The organism is Marinobacter sp. Hex_13 (assembly GCF_001566815.1).
In the GTDB taxonomy this organism is placed as follows: Bacteria; Pseudomonadota; Gammaproteobacteria; order Pseudomonadales; family Oleiphilaceae; genus Marinobacter; species Marinobacter salarius.
Window position 1 is genome coordinate 34557 of the sequence record NZ_LSMM01000042.1, and the last position, 16273, is coordinate 50829.

General features: G+C 56.8%; 12 protein-coding genes. 6 read left to right on the top strand and 6 right to left on the bottom strand.

Features of this window, described 5'->3' with window-relative positions; genetic code table 11:
- Positions 1-17: 17 nt before the first annotated feature.
- The gene (gene gap / locus AXW11_RS11265; protein ID WP_036205115.1) at positions 18-1025 is read right to left on the bottom strand and encodes a type I glyceraldehyde-3-phosphate dehydrogenase; all 1008 of its coding nucleotides are present in this window, start codon (positions 1023-1025) and stop codon (positions 18-20) included.
- A 168-nt stretch (positions 1026-1193) separates the two neighbouring features.
- Between gap and edd the strand changes: the two genes are divergently transcribed.
- Positions 1194-3014, top strand: a complete 1821-nt coding sequence (gene edd, locus AXW11_RS11270; RefSeq protein WP_036205117.1) for a phosphogluconate dehydratase — start codon at positions 1194-1196, stop codon at positions 3012-3014.
- A complete protein-coding gene (locus tag AXW11_RS11275; protein ID WP_041335516.1) occupies positions 3011-3976 on the top strand; it encodes a glucokinase in 966 nt (321 codons plus the stop codon). The genes edd and AXW11_RS11275 overlap by 4 nt, the downstream gene beginning before the upstream one ends.
- 12 nt (positions 3977-3988) lie before the next feature.
- On the opposite strand, the gene AXW11_RS11280 is transcribed toward AXW11_RS11275, so the two are convergent.
- On the bottom strand, positions 3989-4723 hold the full coding sequence (locus AXW11_RS11280) for a nitroreductase family protein (protein ID WP_041335514.1): 735 nt from the start codon (positions 4721-4723) through the stop codon (positions 3989-3991).
- A 122-nt stretch (positions 4724-4845) separates the two neighbouring features.
- Between AXW11_RS11280 and AXW11_RS11285 the strand changes: the two genes are divergently transcribed.
- On the top strand, positions 4846-5445 hold the full coding sequence (locus AXW11_RS11285) for a uracil-DNA glycosylase family protein (RefSeq protein ID WP_091641411.1): 600 nt from the start codon (positions 4846-4848) through the stop codon (positions 5443-5445).
- Between the two features lie 23 nt (positions 5446-5468).
- Here AXW11_RS11285 and AXW11_RS11290 read toward each other — a convergent pair whose 3' ends face one another.
- Positions 5469-7223 carry an ABC transporter substrate-binding protein gene (locus AXW11_RS11290; RefSeq protein ID WP_177190596.1) on the bottom strand — a complete coding sequence of 585 codons (1755 nt, stop codon included), beginning with the start codon at positions 7221-7223 and terminating at the stop codon, positions 5469-5471.
- 408 nt (positions 7224-7631) lie between these two features.
- Here AXW11_RS11290 and AXW11_RS11295 point away from each other — a divergent pair, with 408 nt between their 5' ends.
- Positions 7632-8750: a porin gene (locus AXW11_RS11295; protein ID WP_091641408.1), complete on the top strand. Its 1119-nt coding sequence runs from the start codon at positions 7632-7634 to the stop codon at positions 8748-8750.
- A 183-nt stretch (positions 8751-8933) separates the two neighbouring features.
- On the opposite strand, the gene glpD is transcribed toward AXW11_RS11295, so the two are convergent.
- Together glpD and AXW11_RS11305 are read right to left on the bottom strand one after the other, a co-directional pair.
- Positions 8934-10463, bottom strand: coding sequence for a glycerol-3-phosphate dehydrogenase (glpD, locus tag AXW11_RS11300; protein WP_085680137.1), 1530 nt, complete (start codon positions 10461-10463; stop codon positions 8934-8936).
- A 199-nt stretch (positions 10464-10662) separates the two neighbouring features.
- Positions 10663-11421 carry a DeoR/GlpR family transcriptional regulator gene (locus AXW11_RS11305; protein ID WP_007155657.1) on the bottom strand — a complete coding sequence of 253 codons (759 nt, stop codon included), beginning with the start codon at positions 11419-11421 and terminating at the stop codon, positions 10663-10665.
- A 220-nt stretch (positions 11422-11641) separates the two neighbouring features.
- On the opposite strand from AXW11_RS11305, the gene glpK reads away from it, so the two are divergent.
- Entirely contained in the window at positions 11642-13114 is a 1473-nt protein-coding gene (gene glpK, locus AXW11_RS11310; RefSeq protein ID WP_085680139.1) for a glycerol kinase GlpK, read from the top strand.
- Here the strand turns inward: glpK and AXW11_RS11315 are convergent, their stop codons facing one another.
- The gene (locus AXW11_RS11315; RefSeq protein ID WP_091641405.1) at positions 13115-15013 is read right to left on the bottom strand and encodes a sigma-54-dependent Fis family transcriptional regulator; all 1899 of its coding nucleotides are present in this window, start codon (positions 15011-15013) and stop codon (positions 13115-13117) included. It lies immediately after the preceding gene.
- 338 nt (positions 15014-15351) lie between these two features.
- Here AXW11_RS11315 and AXW11_RS11320 point away from each other — a divergent pair.
- Positions 15352-16273, top strand: a 922-nt coding sequence (locus AXW11_RS11320; protein ID WP_286792285.1) for an ABC transporter ATP-binding protein, incomplete at its 3' end; no start/stop codon positions are given.

The following is a 16273-nucleotide window of genomic DNA, read 5'->3' on the forward strand; positions in this document are numbered from 1 at the left end:
GTGGCAGGTGAGCAGAGTTACTGGCTCGCCTTTTTCATCAGTGCAACAGCGTTGTCGAGCATCCGGTTGGAGAAGCCCCATTCATTGTCGTACCAGGCCATGACTTTCGCGTGACGGCCCATGGCCCGTGTGTGATTGGCGTCGAAAATGCTGGACAGGGCGTTGTGGTTGAAGTCCACACTAACCAGTTTCTCTGCGTTGTAGCCAAGGACCGGGTTGTTTTCCGCTGCAGCTTTCACGACCTCGTTGATTTCTTCCACGGTGGTGTCGCGGCTGGCGATGAAGCCGAAATCCACCAGGGAAACGTTGATAGTAGGAACCCGCACGGCCAGTCCGTCAAGTTTTCCGGACAGTTCCGGGATCACCTTGCCAATGGCTGCGGCTGCACCGGTTTTTGTCGGGATCATGGACTGGGTGGCCGAGCGCGCGCGATACAGGTCAGAGTGGTAGACGTCGCTCAGTTTCTGGTCATTGGTGTACGAGTGGATCGTGGTCATCAGGCCACTCTCAATGCCAATTTTCCTGTGCAATGCTTCAACAACCGGTGCCAGGCAGTTGGTGGTGCAGGAGGCGTTGGAGATGATGTTGTGTTCGGCGGTCAGAACGTCGTCGTTGACCCCGTAGACAACCATCGCGTCGGCGTCAGAAGAGGGGGCTGAGATAATGACTTTGCGTGCGCCGGCCTTGAGGTGACCCTCTGCCTTGTCACGGGCGGTAAACAGGCCAGTGCACTCGAAGACCACATCCACATGGTAGTCTTTCCACGGCAGTTCTTCGGGGTTACGGATGGCGGTGATGGCGATGCGGTCACCGTTGACGGAGAGTGATTCGGCATCGTGGTTCACAATGCCGTTGAAGCGACCGTGCACGCTGTCGTATTTGAGTAGGTGAGCGTTGGTTTCCGCGTCTCCCAGGTCGTTGATGGCAACCACCTGAAGCTCATTTCGGTAGTCGTTTTCATAAAGTGCGCGGAGAACATTGCGGCCAATGCGACCAAAGCCGTTAATTGCGATACGAATAGTCATGTTCTGGCTCCAGATTTGTTTGTTTATTGTTCGTTTCAGTTTCTGATGTAGTAAATATAACAACAAATAATGGAAAAATGAATGGCTGGCGGGTGAAAGTAGCAAAAAAAGAAAGTAAACTTACGGGAATAAAAAAGTAATTAGATAACAAGTTTCAGGAGACCCACTATGCACCCGACCGTAGACGCGGTTACCAAGCGGATCATCGAGCGCAGTCGCGCTACCCGGCAGGATTATCTGGACAGGATGGGCGAGCTCAAAGCCCAGTCACCCCAGCGCAGCACGCTGTCCTGCGGCAACCTGGCTCATGGCTTTGCCGCCTGTAACCAGTCCGATAAAGACACCCTCAAATTCATGAACAAGGCCAATGTGGCCATTGTCTCCGCCTACAACGACATGTTGTCGGCCCACCAGCCTTATCAGGACTTTCCGGACGTGATTCGCAAGGCGGCCAACGGAATGGGCTCGGTGGCGCAGTTTGCCGGTGGCACCCCGGCCATGTGTGACGGTGTGACCCAGGGCCAGCCGGGCATGGAGCTGAGCCTTTTTTCACGCGACACCATCGCCATGAGTACGTCGGTCGCCCTGAGTCATAATATGTTCGATGCCACCATGTTGCTCGGCATCTGCGACAAAATCGTTCCTGGTTTGCTGATCGGGTCGCTGAGCTTCGGCTACCTGCCGACCATTCTGGTGCCGGCTGGTCCCATGCCGTCTGGGCTGCCCAATAAAGAGAAGCAGCGCATTCGCCAGCTCTACGCCGAGGGCAAGATCGGTAAAGACGAGCTGCTGGAGGCGGAATCCCAGTCCTACCACAGCCCCGGTACCTGCACGTTCTATGGTACCGCCAACAGTAATCAGCTTCTGGTGGAGGTAATGGGGCTGCATCTGCCAGGGTCGGCCTTCGTGAACCCGGGTACGCCACTACGTGAAGCCTTGACCCGTGAGGCAACCGAACAGGTTATCCGGCTGTCCAAGCCCCACGGAGGCACGTTGGGTCTGGGCGACATGGTGGACGAAAAGAGTATCGTGAATGCGCTGGTGGCGCTGCTGGTGACCGGTGGCTCCACCAATCACACCATTCACTGGATCGCCATCGCCCGAGCCGCCGGCATCATTGTCGACTGGAACGACTACTCCGAGTTGTCATCGGCGGTACCTTCGATGACGCGTATTTATCCCAACGGCCAGGAAGACGTGAACGCCTTCCACGAAGCGGGGGGAACGCCGTTCCTGATCCGTGAGTTGCTGAGTGCCGGTCTGCTTCATAATGACGTTGAGACGGTTGTGGGGCATGGGCTGGAACAGTACGCACGAATGCCGGAACTGGAGAATGACAAGCTGGTGTGGAAGCCGGCGCCTGAGAAAAGTGCCAAGCCGGATGTGCTGAGTACGGCGGCGGAGCCCTTTGCGCCGGACGGCGGGTTGCGGGTTCTGGATGGCAATCTTGGCCGTGGCGTGATCAAGGTGTCGGCCGTGGCGGAGGAGCACCGCGTAGTGAAGGCACCGGCTGTTGTGTTCAATGACCAGAACGAACTCAAGGCGGCCTTCGATGCGGGTGACCTCAACCGCGATTGCGTTGTGGTGGTCCGGTTCCAGGGCCCGAAAGCCAACGGCATGCCTGAATTGCACAAGCTGACGCCGTATCTTGGTGTGCTTCAGGACCGTGGCTATAAGGTTGCGCTGGTTACCGATGGTCGCATGTCCGGAGCGTCCGGTAAGGTGCCGGCAGCCATACACGTCTATCCGGAAGCGGCGAATGGTGGGGAGCTTTGCCGGGTGCGCAATGGCGACGTGATCAATCTGGACGCGGTTGCCGGAACACTGGAGATTGAGGTGTCGGCTGAGGAATTTGCCAGCCGCGAGGCAGAAAAAGCGGACCTGAGCAGTTATCATCACGGCCTGGGCCGGGAGCTGTTTGGCTGGATGCGCAAAGCCGCCAGCAACCCGGAAGAGGGCGCCAGCTTTTTCTGGAATCACGACGCATGACGAAAGACAACTACTCGCTGGTAGGAGACATCGGGGGTACCAACGCCAGGTTTGCTCTCGTTCGCTCCGGTGACGTTACCCCTGAGGCTGTTGAAGTCCTTGCCTGCGGGGACTACGACAATCTTGATGCTGCCATCGTTGATTACCTTGCCCGCTGCGGCGTAGGGGAGGTGCAGGATGTCTGTCTTGCGGTAGCATCGCCAGTCCAGGGTACCCAGGTGCGGATGACCAACAACCACTGGCGTTTCGACAGCGAGGAGGTTCGCAGGCGGTTTGGTTGGGGTGCGTTCAAAGTGATCAATGACTTTACTGCCATGGCCCTCGGGGTTCCCCATGTCAGTGCCGATAAGCTGGTCCACGTTTGCGGCGGCCCGGGCAATGCGGCGCGCCCCCGGCTGGTTATCGGTCCGGGTACCGGCCTGGGAGTGTCGGGGTTGGTTCCGTTGCAGCATGGCTGGGTGCCGCTGATGACTGAGGGTGGTCACGTGGACTTTGCCCCGACAGACGACACCGAGATGGCTATCCTGCGGATTCTGAAGGCCCGGTTCGGTCGCGTTTCCGTCGAACGTATCCTGTGTGGTCAGGGTTTGCTGAACCTTTACCAGGCCCACGCAGAGATACAGGGCGTGGCCGCCCCCCTGGATGCGCCGGAGAAAATAACCGCCGCCGCGTTGGATCAGTCTGATCTGCTTGCCCGCCAGACTTTGCGGCACTTCTGCGAGATTCTTGGGCGCGTTGCCGGCAATGGGGTTCTGACTCTCGGCGGCACTGGGGGTGTTTACCTGTGCGGAGGCATTCTCCCCAGGTTCATCGATTTCTTCCTGGAAAGCCCGTTCCAGAAAGGTTTCGAAGACAAGGGGCGGATGCGTCCCCTGCTGGAATCAACGCCGGTTTACGTGGTGATGGATGGGTACACCGGTTTGTTGGGGGCTGCCGAAGCGCTGGCCAACCCGGAAGTGTAGTCCGGCGCTCATTCACAGGTAGTGAATGAGCGTATCCCTCTCAAAGCGGTATTGGCGGTTATACACGCCCTTGTCTGAGCGTTTCCCCGCCGCCAGTACCATGGTCACCAGGCCCTTTCGCGGTAGCTTCAACAGCCGTCTTACCCGGCATTCGTCAAAGCCTTCCATGGGGCATGAATCGTAACCGTGGGCCCTCAGCGCCAGCATCAGGTTTTCAGCCGCAAGTGCGGTGGATTTTGTGGCCCAGACTTTCATCTCACTCTTTGAATAGGGGCCCCTGGGAACAGGGCGGGAAAGGCCTACAAACAATCCGGCGGCTTTCTTGGCGGCACCGAGCAGGCCGAAAGGCCCCTGGTTGTAGTGGATGGGTGCGATTCTGGAATAGTACTTCTCGACGATGCCCGGCAGCTTTTCCTCCGGCCATTGTTCCAGCGCCATACGGGAGTGCTCTCGCCAGGTGTCAGTACGGGCGACTACGACAATCAGTAGGGGAGCGGTTTTGGCCGCGTTCTGCCCAAGGCAGGCGTCGGCCAGACGCGTTTTGAGGTCTGGGGTCCTGACCACGAAAAATTCCCAGGGCTGAAGATTGCTGGAATTTGGCGCCAGCATGGCCAGCTCAAGGCAATCATCCAGCACGTGTTCCGGCACTGGCTCGTCGGTAAATCGGCGTACTGAACGCCGGCTGCGAACGACCTCGCGAAACGCATTCAGGGTGGCGTTGGAGTCAACATCTGACTTGGCATTCATGGGCGGAGCAGTCCTTGTGCCGTTCTCGGAATCGTCGATTTGTGGCTAACGGGTTGAGGCTTTATGGTTACGTTAAGTGGCTGTGTATGCAATGGCCTATTCTTCTGGAGTGGTTGGCACAAATGACCAGTCTTTATTCCCGGATGCCGTTTGGTGAATTGGTGGAGAACGTTCGCCAGTGCCGGATCTGTGAAGCTCAGTTGCCCCTCGGGCCCCGGCCGGTGATCCAGATCTCGCAGTCAGCGCGTTTGCTGGTGGTGGGGCAGGCGCCCGGGCGCCGTGTTCACGATACCGGATTGCCGTTCAACGACCCCAGCGGCGACCGGCTGCGCAACTGGATGGGCATTGACCGGGACACTTTCTACGACGAACAGCAACTGGCGATCTTGCCCATGGGGTTCTGTTATCCCGGCACAGGAAAGAACGGTGACCTGCCACCACGGCCGGAGTGTGCGCCTGCCTGGCGGGACCTGCTACTGGAGCGCCTGGAGCATGTGGAGCTGACGTTGGTGATTGGACAGTACGCTCATGCCTGGCACTTGCCAGGGGCGAAAACGTCGGTGACGGAGCGGGTGAGGCAATGGCGGGAGGTGTGGCCGGCCATGTTGCCGTTGCCACACCCCAGCCCGAGAAACAACCTTTGGCTACGGCGCAATCCCTGGTTCGAGCAGGAGGTTATTCCCGAGCTGCGCCGCCGGGTAAAGGATATTCTGGACGACTGAGCTCCCAGGTGTCTGTCGTACACCTATCGGGCTTCTTCCCAGCGCGCAAGAAGATCTTCGTAGCGAATGGTTTTCCCCGGTGGCTTTTCGTTCTTCAGCTTCGGCTTCGGAGCTCCTGGTTGTGCGAGCCACCAGTCGCGACCTTTTGCATCGTCGTCTGATGCGATACGGGGTGGGCAATTCTTGACTGTGTAGTTGCGTTCCATCACCGCCATCGCCCTGTCCTGACTTTCGGCCAGTTTATCCATGGCCTGCTGAGCTGTGCGTTCTCCCGACATTGCATCGGCGATGTTCGGCCACCAGAGTTTGGCCAGTTTGGGATAGTCGGCGATATTAACACCGGTCGGTGTCCAGGCTTCACGGGCGGGGCTGCGGTAGAACTCCACCAGCCCGCCCAGTTCCGCGCTTCTGGCCTGCATTTCCGGGGAGTCCAGGTCCGATTCGCGAATCGGCGTCAGGCCCACGAGCGTTTTTTGAAGTGATACCGATTTTGAGACCGTGAACTGGGCGTAGAGCCAGGCCGCTTTCTGGCTGCGATCACTCATCACTCTGGGAATGGTCCAGGCGCCTACGTCCTGATAGCCGAGTTTCATACCTTCCGACCAATAGGCGCCGTAAGGGGAGGGTGCCATTCGCCATTTCGGCGTACCGTCGTCATTGACCACGGGTAGCCCAGGTTTGGTCATGTCGGACGTGAAGGCGGTATACCAGAAAATTTGCTGGGCAATCTGGCCCTGAGCGGGAACGGGACCAGCCTCGGAAAAGTTCATCTCTGGCGCTTCCGGTGGCGCGTAGCTTCTGAGCCAATCTATGTACTTCTGCAAGGCATAAACAGCGGCCGGCCCGTTGGTGGCGCCGCCTCTCTCGACGGAGGAGCCAACAGGATGACATTCCTCCATCCGGATTCCCCATTCATCCACTGGCAGGCCATTGGGCAGCCCGGGGTCGCCAGCGCCCGCCATGGATAGCCAGGCATCGGTGAAGCGCCATCCAAGTGACGGATCTCGTTTGCCATAGTCCATATGGCCGTACACGCGCTCGCCGTCGATCTCCTTCACATGGACGGTGAAGAACTCGGCAATATCCTCATAGGCGGACCAGTTCAATGGCACGCCAAGCTCATAGCCATAGCGCTCCAGGAACTTTGCGCGTAACTCGGGGCGCTGGAACCAGTCGTAACGGAACCAGTAGAGGTTGGCGAATTGCTGGTCCGGCAACTGGTAGATTTTTCCATCCGGGCCCGTCACGAAGCTCAGGCCAATAAAATCCTTCAGGTCCAGCGTGGGCAGCGTGTACTCGCGCCCCTTGCCTTCCATGTAGTCACTCAGTGCCAGTGCCCAGCCGGTGCGCGCGTGGGTGCCAATCAGGTCTGAGTCGTTGACGAAGGCGTCATACCGACCCTTGGCAGCCATGATCCTTTGCAGGTTGACCTGCCGGATGACCTCGCCTTCCGGTTTCAGGTCGTGAGTCACCTTTATGCCGGTAATGTCGGAAAACGCTTTCGCGAGTACTTCGGATTCGTAACGGTGCGTTGCCAGGTTCTCTGACAGAACCGAAATCTCAAGGCCTTCCAGCGGCTTGGCGGTGTGTGCAAACCAGGCAAGCTCTTCTGCCTGTTGCTCCGTAGATAGCGTGGACGCCTGAAAATTTTCTGAAATCCACTGATTGATGACCTGCTTGCGTGCTTCCGGCAACGCACTAAACGTATCTGAACCGTGACCGGCTGCGCTGAAGCACAGCAGGCAGGTGGTCGCAGCGACAATTGGCCATTTCCTCATGGAACACCTTTCTTGTTGTTAGTTACATGTGTTTTTGTTGGTTTTACTACATTATTGAGAGTAATGTTCGTTTTATGGTTCGTCAACGAAAATTTATAGATATTTCTGTATCTGTAAATAAGTAAATAAAAACAACAATATATGGATTATTTCGTTGTTTTTTGCGCCATGAAAGGGCGTAAATTTCAGATAAAATATGTTCTAAAACTTTCCATTTTTTCTTTAGCGCGCTAGATTTGTTCTGTCTCGAAAACAGAAAGCGGCCGAAAACCGCAATGAATGTTCGAGATGACAGTGTCTGTTAGCAAGAGGTAGCCCATCAAGTTATTGATATAAAGGTTATTTCAGGTTCCAACGAGAGGAAGTGCTGATAGGCCAGAAAATCTCAAACAATAATAGGAAGCTATCATGATCGAAAACAAAAACTGCGCGAATATTAAGTCTTTCAAATTGTCTGCGCTGGCGGCCGGGGTTGCGATGGTTGCCGGAGCGTTTGCTACGCCGGCATATGCTGACACCACGTTCGAATCCGACAGCGGTTGGAAAGCGGGATTCAACGGTCACATTCCAATCTTCGCGGTACTTGGCAACTACGACGATCCAACGGACGAAGACTCGTTTACCATCACCACAGGCTTTAACCCGGCTACGCTGCAAACCAACATCTACGCTCCCACCCAGAATGGCCTGGAAGTATCGGGTCACTTCCAGATGAACGCAGACATAGCGCCTGGTGATGCCAATGCGAATTTCCGCAGCCGCGTGTCCGAGATCGCGGTTGCCGGTGATTTCGGTCAGGTCAACATTGGTAAGGGCTTCGGGATCTTTGGTGTTCCAGCTATCGGGGACAACGGCAGTGCCCTGGGTGTCGGCCTGATCGGCGGCCCGGATCAGGTGGCTGCAACGGCGGGACGTATTGGTAATGGTTACTTCTACGCCAACTTCACGCCGCGTGTGATGTATACCTCGAATAGCCTGGGTGGTCTGCAATTCAAGGTGGGTGTATTCAGCCCCTCCAAGGTGGATGGCGTAGCTGATGCGGAATACAGCGCGCCCCGAATTGAGGGCAACGTGGTCTACACCGCGGATATGTTCTCGTTGTGGTCAAGTGCCTTTACTCAGGATGTAGACTCGAAGACCGGCACCTTTGACGACTACACCATGTCTGGTGTCGATTTTGGTGGTTCGGTGTCGCTCGGCAACCTGAATGTTCGTGGTAACTATTCCATGACGTCCGGTACCGGGAACGGCGTATTTGCCGCTCGCCTGGATCCGAACGAGGAAGACGCCAGTCAGTGGTACGTTGAGACGACATACGGCTTCAACCGCACCACATTGGGTGTCAGCTACGGCGAGGGTGAAGACGACATCAACTCGAGCGCGAACGATACGGATCTGACCATGGTGTTTGCGCGTTACGCCGCTACGGACGCCCTGACCCTGATGGCCGAGTACACGACGCTGGGCACAGAGGGTGGTCAGGGTGAATACGATGCGTTCATTGTTGGCTCACAGCTGACGTTCTGATAGAAGCGGAAGAGCCTTATACACCCTACTGACTGGACGAAGGATGGGGCAGGAAAAGCCGGGTGCCGTAAGGCATCCGGCTTTTTCGTATCCAGGGATACCGGGGAGTGCTTGCCAGTAAAGGGGCACAAAAAAGCTCCGGGCGGGGGAGGCCGGCCGGAGCGAAATGCCTGAGAGAGTGATTCAGGCGCTGTGGTGGAGAGCAACGGTTTGCGGTTGCGGGGTTGCCTGGGCGGATAGATATCTGTCCAGCTCCCGAACATCGTCTTCAGTGGCATAGAGCCCCTGTTTGGTGCGGCGCCAGAGAATGTCCTCCGACGTCATCGCCCATTCATGCTTGATAAGATACTCGACTTCGCGCTCGTAGAGTGTGCCGGCAAACCGAAATCCCAGATCCTGGATGGATTTTGCGTCGCCCAGAAAGTCGTATGCCTTGGTGCCGTAAGTACGCACGTAACGGCTGTATACCGCTTCGGGAAGCCACGGGTATTCGGCTGACAGGCTTGCCTCGAGAGTGTCGTGATTCTCGAAATCACCGCCGGGCAGGATGCCTGTTTTCGTCCACGGACCGCGGGCGTGTGGGAAAAACTGGCAGAGTTTGTCCGTCGCAGCTTCTGCAAGTTTGCGGTAGGTAGTGATCTTGCCACCAAAGACGGAGATGACCGGCGCCTTGCCCTTTTCCCGGCTGACCTCAAACGAGTAATCGCGGGAAGCCTTCTTGGCATCGCCCTCTTCGTCGTCCATTAAAGGTCGAACGCCGGAATAGGACCACACCACATCGCTTTCCGTTAGCTGGCGTTTAAAGTGCGAGTTGACGATATCCAGCAGATATTCGGTTTCTTCCGGTGATATTTTCGCTTTTTTCGGGTCGCCTTCGTAATCCACGTCGGTGGTGCCTACCAGGGAGAACTCGTCCTCGTAGGGGATGACGAACACAATGCGTTCGTCTTCATTCTGGAGAATGTAGGCCTCGGTTTCCCGATTGAGGCGAGGCACCACAATATGACTGCCCTTGACCATGCGAATGGTTTTTGGCGCTTTCATGGACAGGCTTTCGCTGAACAGCCGGCTTACCCAGGGGCCCGACGCATTGACAATCACCTTAGCGGAGACGTGGTGGATACTGTCGTCATTCATATCCTGAAGCGATACGTTCCATGAATCCGCGCCGCGCTCGGCATTGATGCACTTGGTTCTGGTCAGGATGGTGGCGCCGCACTCCTGGGCTTTCTTGGCGGTCAGTACCACCAGGCGAGCATCATCCACCCAGCCGTCTGAATACTCAAAACCCTTGGTGATATCCGACTTGAGCGGATCCTTCTCATCGAACTTTATGGAGCGCGACCCAGGAAGGACCTCTCGCTTGGCCAGATGGTCATAAAGGAACAGCCCGGTCCGGATCATCCAGGCGGGGCGAAGGTGAGGGCGGTGTGGCAACCGAAAGCGCATTGGCCACATGATGTGTGGCGAATTTCGCAGCAGCGACTCCCGTTCTGCCAGGGCTTCACGTACCAGGCGGAACTCGTAGTGCTCAAGGTATCGGAGACCCCCATGAATCAGCTTGCTGCTGCTGGACGAGGTGGCTGAGGCGAGGTCGTTCATTTCGCAAAGCAACACCTTCAGTCCGCGGCCTGCGGCGTCCATGGCGATACCTGTGCCGTTGACGCCACCGCCCACAACGACAACGTCAAATGTATTGTTCTCCTCGGTCATCTCGAGTCATCTCCTGACGCCAATGAAAGGACGCTTCCGGCGCTCTTTCCGATTTTCACAGAAACGTATACCCACATTATGCGAAAGCAAAATATATTCGTAAAGGAAAATACAGAAAAAAAACGAAAAAAAGTGGGCGAAGGCTTTGGGAGTCACGCTGCCAGGCTATGACTGGGTGATGGTTGCGGCGATGGAGGGGTCAGACCAGGTGCAGTTCCACGTTGTTTTCACGCAGGAGCTGGCGGATTTCGACGGGAGGCGGTTCATCGGTAAACACATGATCTGCCTGGGCAATGCTGCCGAGGCGCACCATGGCGTTGCGGCCGAACTTGGAATGGTCCGCGGCCAGCAGTACCTGGCCGGAATTCTCGATGATGGACTGGGCAACCCGCACTTCCCGGTAATCGAAGTCCAGCAAAGAACCGTCACTGTGGATGCCGCTGATACCGATAATGCCGAAATCCATCTTGAACTGGTTGATGAAGTCCCGAGTGGCTTCACCCACGATGCCGCCGTCGCGGTTACGCACTTCGCCGCCGGCAATAATGATGTGGAAGTCTTCCTTGGCGGAAAGAATGGATGCGACGTGAAGGTTGTTGGTGACTACCTGGAGGTTGTTTTTCTCAAGCAGGGCCTTGGCAATGGTTTCCGTGGTGGTGCCGATGTTGATGAACATGGATGAGTTGTCGGGGATCATGTCGACCAGTGCTTCAGCGATGCGCTCCTTGGCTTCCAGGTCCATGATTTTGCGAGCCTGGTAGGCAGTGTTCACCGTGCTGGAGTCGATGCCGGCGCCGCCGTGATGCCGGCGCAGTTTCTTCTGGCTGGCCAAGTCGTTCAAATCCCGGCGGATGGTTTGCGGCGTTACCTTGAACTGATCAACCAGTTGCTCGGTGGTCACGAAGCCGTTCTGCTGGATGAGCTCCATGATCAGGTCCTGTCGGCGTCGTTGTGCCATTCAACTTCCTCCGGTTCACGGTTTTTCTGTAACGAACGAAATAGCGATTTCAAACCTGAACTCAGTTTAGAGTGTTTTGTGCCTTTGTGCAGCATTTTTAGGGGCTTGTGTGAGGCTTGCGAAGTGCGGGTAAGTTTTCGCCCGTAAAAAGGGTTGGCTTTTGTTTTCAAAAAAGTAAAAATACGAAAAAATAAGAACACTGGCCCGAGGCAAAACAACTATGACTCAGTACATTCTGTCGATCGACCAGGGGACAACCAGTTCCCGCGCCATCCTTTTCACCCTGGATGGCAACATCCACGCGACGAGCCAGCAGGAGTTCCCTCAGCATTTTCCCGCGAGCGGCTGGGTCGAGCATGAGCCGGAAGACATCTGGCGTACTGTCCAGGAAACCTGCGATGACGTGATGGCCAAGGGGTGTGGTGACAACGATGAGGTTGTCGCAGTTGGCATAACGAACCAGCGTGAAACCACGGTGTTGTGGGACCGCGCAACGGGCGAGGCCATCTACCCGGCGATCGTCTGGCAGGACAGGCGAACCGCGGACTGGTGTGAATCGCTCAAGAAGCAAAGCCTTGAACCTTCAGTGAACAACAAGACAGGGCTGTTGATTGACCCCTATTTTTCGGCGACGAAAATTCGCTGGATACTGGACAACGTACCGGGCGCCCAGCAACGGGCGGAACGCGGAGAATTGGCGTTCGGCACGATCGACAGTTTTCTTCTTTGGCGACTGACCGGCGGCAGGGAGCACAGGACCGATGCGACCAATGCCAGTCGCACCCTGTTGTTCAACATTCACGATCAGGATTGGGACCCGGAGCTACTTGACCTGTTCGGCATTCCTGCCTCGTTGTTGCCGCAGGTGATGGATTCGGCAGCCGACTTCGGCCAGATCGTCGGTAACGGTCGGCTGGGTGGTACGTCCGTCATGGGTATGGCGGGGGACCAGCAGGCGGCCCTGTTCGGCCAGACGTGCTTTGAAACCGGAATGGCGAAAAGCACCTACGGTACCGGCTGTTTCCTGATGCTGAACACCGGCGACAAGGCTCTGACGTCAGAGCACCGCCTGCTCACAACGGTAGCCTATCGCCTCAACGGAAAGCCTGCCTACGCGCTGGAGGGGAGTATCTTTATCGCCGGTGCGGCTATCCAGTGGCTGCGAGACGGATTGCAGCTGATTCGGGACGCCTGTGAGACCGAACCCCTGGCGGAAGGCACACCGGTGGACCACGGGGTCTATCTGGTGCCAGCGTTTACGGGCCTGGGCGCACCGTACTGGGACCCCAACGCCCGTGGGGCGATTTTCGGGCTGACCCGTGATACCGGGATCAAGGAAATCGTGACCGCTGGCCTGCAATCGGTTTGCTATCAGACCAAGGATCTGCAGAAGGCGATGGAGAAGGATGGCATAAGGCCCATTACCCTGCGTGTGGACGGTGGCATGGTGGCCAACAACTGGGTACTGCAGTTCCTGGCGGATATCCTCGGGGCGCGGGTCGATCGGCCTGCATTGGTGGAGACCACCGCGCTGGGCGCGGCCTATCTGGCTGGCCTGCAGGCGGGTGTCTACAAAAGCCTGGAGGATCTGAGCAGTATGTGGCGATGCGACCGCAGTTTTGAGGCAACGATGACTAAAGCCCAGCGTGACAAGCTCTACGACGGCTGGCTTAAAGCCATTCGCAAGCTATGACTACCTTACACCCAGATCCCGAAGTCGCTTGTACAGGGTGTTGCGGCTGACAGCCAGTTCCCTGGCTGCACGGGACACGTTGCCCATGCACTGTCGGTAGACCACCAGTGTCTGATCCATGGTGTCATTCCGGGAGTTGTCATTCGCCTGGGGCGATTCTCTGTAGGGCGATGCATCGAATACCGGTTTGCGCTCGGGCCTGGTTTGACTCTCATAATCCGCCAGGAAATCCTCCGGCAGATGCCAGAGTTGCACGTCGTCGCCGTCGGCAATGGCCACGGCGACGCGGACGATGTTCACCAGCTGGCGAATATTGCCGGGCCAGGGGTGATTCTCAAGCGCCGCCATTACCTCATTGTTCAGAGTGTCCGATTGGCCGCTGTCACGATGCTCCAGATAGATTCTGCGGATCAGCTCGCGCCGGTCCATTCGATCCCTGAGTGCTGGAAGCTCAAGGCTGAGGCCATTGATGCGGTAGTAGAGGTCCGCTCTGAACTCACCATTGTCGATTCGATCTGCGAGCGGGCGGTTGGTCGCAGACACCAGCAGTAGGTCCACGGGAATGCGTTCCGTGGAGCCCACCGGTGTCACTTCCCGTTCCTGCAGCACGCGCAATAGCCGGGATTGGGCGGCCAGGGGCATTTCTCCGATTTCGTCCAGGAACAGAATGCCCTTGTCGGCCTTGCGTATCAGGCCCAGAGAACCCTGGGCGCGGGCGCCGGTGAATGCGCCGGCCTCGTAGCCAAACAGTTCGGATTCGACAAGCTCCGGTGGGATCGCCGCACAGTTAACGGAGACCAGAGGCTGCGCGCATCGTTGGCTGGTTCCATGCAGGGCTTTGACCATCACTTCCTTGCCCACACCGGTTTCACCACAAATCAGTATCGGAACGCCTCTCTCCAGAACCTTCCTCGCCTGGTCGGCACAGCGTCGGACCAGTGGATCCCCATGTTCAATATCGTCCATGGAAACGCCAGCCATGCCTGGCTCCGTGGGCCTGGCACGGGGTATTGCGCGCGCGGGCTTTGTGGTGACGGTGTCGAGCGAGACCGGCCGCTTCAACAGTCCTGACAGCCGCACTCGTTTCGTGGTCGTGAGCTGTATGGGGGTGTTGTGGGAGTGATTCAGTATCAGGTTCCGGTTTTCAATGAACAGCGAGTTCAGGTTGCGCCCTGACAAAGGCTCGCCGAGTAGTTGATCTGCCCGCTGATTGGAGGCAACTATGCGGCCGTTGGGGTCAAATGCGATCAGTCCCGACCAGGGGCTGTCGATATTGTCCGCCGTGGTGTTGAGGGTGAGGATAAAATGATTGCCCCCCAACTGCCTGACGATCAGACGGTTTTCAACCGATTGCGAAAGAAGACGAACCATCCCCAGCGTATGCGCCTGCGGTAGGTAGGCATCACTGAAGGCACTGAGAACCCCCACCAGGGTTCTGTCGGTATCGAATATCGGCGCCGCAGAACTGATGATGCTCCGGTTGAGTTTGAGAAAGTGTTCGTTTCGCTGGACCTGGACGGGCGAGCGGGTGGCGATGGAAGTGCCGATGGCGTTGGTGCCAGCGTAGCGTTCGTGCCAGCTGGCGCCTGCGCTGAACCATGGCCGCAGATGGCTTTCGGTAATGCGTTTGTCGCCCCAGCCCTTCAGGACCTGGGCATGGGAGTCGGCCAGCAGGATCAGGCAGCGGCTGTTGGACATGATGTTGTTGTAGTAGGGAAGTACTTCCGTCTCTGTTGTGCTGAGTAACGCTTCGTAGTCTTTTTCCAGCGTTTCCCGGGCACGGTCGTCGAGGTTCGCGGGTTCGGGTTCGTAGTCATGGTGAAGCCCGTAACCAATACAGCGGTTCCAGGAATCCGCGATGATGGATCGGTATTCCGCCCTCTCTTGTTGCCTTTTCACGCGAATCCTCCGCGTTCCTGAAGTTCGTTTTGTTTTTTCGCACCCCGCCAGGGTGGCCCGAGGCCGCGAATCTGTTCGCTACGATGTTCAATAATGTGCTCATTGGTTGTTCAGGTCAATGTTCAAACTGAACAAAAAGTTTGATAGCGAACATTTTTGTTTTCAATAAAGAAATTTTCCAGAAATTTAATGGCAATAAAAACAATGGTCTACGTATTTGCTCGTGGTTTTCACCTACATTGGTATGCTCATTGCCTTTATGTATTCGAAATCGAATTTTCGCCGGTCGCCTGCGGTGACGGCGGATAACGTGCCACAAGAACAACAAAGGAAAGCCTATGTCCTTAACGCTGGAGAACCTCTCCCGTGTCGTGGATGGAGTCGATTACATCCGCGACGCGAACATCACGTTTGAGGCAGGTTCGTTCAACGTTCTGCTCGGGCGTACATTGGCCGGCAAAACCTCGTTGATGCGGCTGATGGCCGGGCTGGACAAGCCCGATGACGGCCGCCTCATCTACAACGGCAACGATGTCACCGGGCAAAGCGTTCAACAACGCAATGTCTCAATGATCTATCAGCAGTTCATCAACTATCCCAACCTCACGGTGTACGAAAACATCGCCTCGCCCCTGCGTCTGGCCAAGATGAAGGAGAGTGAGATTGACCGACGGGTCAAGGAAACCGCGAACATGCTGCAGATTGACCCCTTGCTGAAGCGGTATCCGCTGGAGCTTTCCGGGGGGCAACAGCAGCGCACGGCGATGGCCAGGGCCCTGGTCAAGGACGCGACCCTGATCCTGTTTGACGAACCGCTGGTGAACCTCGACTACAAACTGCGGGAAGAGTTGCGCGCTGAGTTGCGGGAACTGTTCCGCGAACGCCAATGCATTGCCGTATACGCCACCACCGAAGCCAACGAGGCGCTGGCGTTGGGAGGTGTCACCACGCTCCTGAACGAGGGACGGATCGTTCAGAGCGGCCCGGTGATGGACGTTTACCGCAACCCAGTGAACACCCTGGCGGCACAACTGTTCAGTGAGCCGCCCATGAATATGATCAAGGGCCGGGTCACCGACACGGAAGTGACCTTCGACGAATACTCCCATCATGCGTTGACTCAGGAACTCGCACGGCTCGAACCCGGCGATTACTGGTTTGGTATCCGCCCGAGTCACATCGGACTGGTCCCCAACAATGAGGATGATCTCGAGATGTCGATGGAGGTTGAGCTCAGTGAAATCAGTGGCTCCGAAACCT

Coding starts and splice junctions, on each gene's coding strand:
- AXW11_RS11275 (WP_041335516.1), top strand. CDS start 3,011: ATGACGAAAGACAACTACTCGCTGGTAGGAGACATCGGGGGTACCAAC.
- AXW11_RS11280 (WP_041335514.1), bottom strand. CDS start 4,723: ATGAATGCCAAGTCAGATGTTGACTCCAACGCCACCCTGAATGCGTTT.
- AXW11_RS11295 (WP_091641408.1), top strand. CDS start 7,632: ATGATCGAAAACAAAAACTGCGCGAATATTAAGTCTTTCAAATTGTCT.
- AXW11_RS11305 (WP_007155657.1), bottom strand. CDS start 11,421: ATGGCACAACGACGCCGACAGGACCTGATCATGGAGCTCATCCAGCAG.
- edd (WP_036205117.1), top strand. CDS start 1,194: ATGCACCCGACCGTAGACGCGGTTACCAAGCGGATCATCGAGCGCAGT.
- glpD (WP_085680137.1), bottom strand. CDS start 10,463: ATGACCGAGGAGAACAATACATTTGACGTTGTCGTTGTGGGCGGTGGC.
- AXW11_RS11285 (WP_091641411.1), top strand. CDS start 4,846: ATGACCAGTCTTTATTCCCGGATGCCGTTTGGTGAATTGGTGGAGAAC.
- AXW11_RS11290 (WP_177190596.1), bottom strand. CDS start 7,223: ATGAGGAAATGGCCAATTGTCGCTGCGACCACCTGCCTGCTGTGCTTC.
- glpK (WP_085680139.1), top strand. CDS start 11,642: ATGACTCAGTACATTCTGTCGATCGACCAGGGGACAACCAGTTCCCGC.
- gap (WP_036205115.1), bottom strand. CDS start 1,025: ATGACTATTCGTATCGCAATTAACGGCTTTGGTCGCATTGGCCGCAAT.